This is a genomic window from Streptomyces sp. NRRL F-2664 (genome assembly GCF_000719345.1).
Classification (GTDB): Bacteria; Actinomycetota; Actinomycetes; order Streptomycetales; family Streptomycetaceae; genus Streptomyces.
The window spans coordinates 1-1,038 of sequence record NZ_JOFX01000238.1; the positions used below are offsets into that span (position 1 = coordinate 1).

A 1,038-nucleotide genomic window follows, 5' to 3' on the forward strand; every position below is an offset into this window, starting at 1 on the left:
CTAGGTGTATTGACCCGCAGTGTTGTTGATTCGGCTGATGGGTGGGTGTCCGTCGAGTGCGGTGTGGCAGCGGTGGTGGTTGTAGGTGTGGAGGAAGTCTGCCAGGGCCGCGGTCCGTTCGTCGTTTGAGGTGTAGGGCCGCAGGTAGGCCCATTCCTCGAGCAGGGTGCGGTTGAAGCGTTCGACCTTGCCGTTGGTCTGCGGCCGGTAGGGCCGGGTCTTCTTGTGGGTGATTCCGGCCGTGGCCAGCGCCTGGGTGAACAGCTTGGACTTGTAGCAGGAGCCGTTGTCGGTCAGGACCCGCTCGACGCCGATGCCGTGGGCTGCGAAGAACGCGTTCGCCCGAGCCCAGAAGCCGACGGCGGTCTCCTTGCGTTCGTCGGCGAGGACCTCGCTGTAGGCCAGGCGGGAGTGGTCGTCGACGGCGGAATGGATGTAGCTGTAGCCGATCACCGGTGTGCTGTTCTTGCGCTGGTCGGTGGTGGCCTGGCGGTTGCGGTCACCGGCGGTCCGGCCCACCGTCCGCCAGCCGCCGCCGTCGGGGATGTTGCCCAGCTTCTTGATGTCGACGTGGACCAGCTCGCCCGGCCTGGCCCGTTCGTAGCGGCGGATGACCCGGCCGGTGGGCCGGTCCAGCCAGGCCAGACGGTTCAGGCCGTGCCGGGCCAGGATCCGGTGCACGGTCGAGGTGGGCAGGCCCAGAATCGGTCCGATCCGGGCAGGTCCCAGCTTGCGGCCGGTCCGCAGCCGGCAGACCTGGGCTTCGACCGCCGCATGCGTGCGGTGCGGGGTGGTGTGCGGTCTGCTGGGACGGTCATGCAGTCCGGCCTCGCCCTCGGCCCTCCAGCGGCGGACCCACTTGTGGGCGGTGGGCCGCGATATGCCCATTTCGGCCGCCACGTGGGCGACGGGACGGCCGGACAGCACGCGTTCGACCAGGATCCGCCTGCCGTGAACGGTCAGCCGGGCATTACGGTGGGACACGAAGACCTCCGTGTGTGGTGTGGAGCCTAGACACCTCCACCACACCGGAGGTCT

Annotated in this window: 1 protein-coding gene; it reads right to left on the bottom strand. The window is 68.6% G+C overall.

The window, feature by feature from the left end; genetic code table 11:
- Entirely contained in the window at window positions 1-984 is a 984-nt protein-coding gene (locus IF89_RS0135540; RefSeq protein ID WP_030777348.1) for an IS481 family transposase, read from the bottom strand.
- Window positions 985-1,038 lie beyond the last annotated feature (54 nt).